This window comes from Streptomyces sp. CO7 (genome assembly GCF_053474865.1).
This window is the reverse complement of sequence record NZ_JBRIOU010000009.1, coordinates 56448-57805: the sequence shown is the minus strand read 5'-3', so window position 1 is coordinate 57805 and position 1358 is coordinate 56448. Positions and strand designations below refer to the sequence as shown.

At 77.8% G+C, this 1358-nt stretch carries 1 protein-coding gene; it reads left to right on the top strand.

Annotation, left to right across the window (positions count from 1 at the left end):
* Window positions 1-1358 (top strand): non-ribosomal peptide synthetase (locus tag ACOV8S_RS26910; RefSeq protein WP_448320965.1); only part of this gene is annotated, 1358 nt, incomplete at both ends.

The window sequence follows — 1358 nt, the reverse complement described above, 5'->3', positions numbered from 1 at the left end:
GACCCGGTCACGCCCCTCCCGCCCGCCGACCCCGACCGCCTCGCCTACGTCATGTTCACCTCCGGCTCCACCGGCCTGCCCAAGGCGGTCGCCGTCCGCCACCGCGACGTCGCCTCGCTCGCCACCGACAGCCGGTTCGGCGACGGCGTGTGCGCGCGGGTCCTGCTGCACTCGCCGGTGGCCTTCGACGCGGCGACCTTCGAGGTGTGGACGCCGCTGCTGACCGGCGGCACGGTGGTCGTGGCTCCCGGCGACGTCCTCGACGCGCCGCTGCTGCGCCGGCTGGCCACGACCGGCGGCGGCCTGAGCGCCCTGTGGCTGACGGCCGGCCTGTTCCGTCTGCTCGCCCAGGACGCCCCCGACTGCCTCACCGGCCTGCGCCAGGTGTGGACCGGCGGCGACGTGGTCCCCGCGACGGCCGTGCGCCGGGTCCTGACCGCCTGCCCCGGCCTCACCGTGGTCGACGGCTACGGGCCCACCGAGACCACCACCTTCGCCACCTCCCACGCCCTCGACGACGCCGCCGCCGTCCCCGACACCGTGCCGGTCGGCACCCCGCTCGACGACCTGCGCCTGCACGTCCTCGACGCCCGGCTGCGCCCCGTCCCGCCCGGCTGCCCGGGCGAGCTGTACGTGTCCGGCGAGGGCGTCGCCCGCGGCTACCTCGGCCGCCCCGGCGACACCGCCGCCCGCTTCCTCGCCGACCCCTACGGACCGCCCGGCACCCGCATGTACCGCACCGGCGACCTCGCCCGGCGACGGGACGACGACACCGTCGAGTTCCTCGGTCGCGCCGACGACCAGGTGAAGATCCGCGGCTTCCGCGTCGAACCCGGCGAGGCGGAGGCGGCCCTCGCCGCCCACCCCGATGTCACGGACGTCGCGGTCGTCGCCCGCCAGGACGGACCCGGCGCCAAGCGGCTGGTGGCCTACGTCGTCGGCGAGGCGGGCCAACACCCCGACGCGATCCTTGAGTTCGCCCGTCGCGCCCTGCCCGACTACCTCGTCCCCGCCGCCGTCGTCCCGCTCGCGGCGCTGCCGCTCAGCGCCAACGGCAAGGTGGACCGCGCGGCGCTGCCCGCACCCGCGGGCGACCCGCGGCCGGCCGGCCGGCCGCACGTCGAGCCCCGTACCGACGCCGAGCGCCGCGCGGCGGAGGTCTTCGCCGACGTGCTCGGCGGCGAACGGCCCGGCGCGCAGGACGACTTCTTCCTGCTGGGCGGCGACTCCATCCTCAGCATCCGCCTGGCCGCGCGCCTCGCGGAGACCTTCGGCACGGACGTCTCCCCGCGCGCCGTCTTCGACCACCCGACCCCGGCCGCGCTCGCCGCCCTGCTCACCGCGCCCGGCGCCGGCCC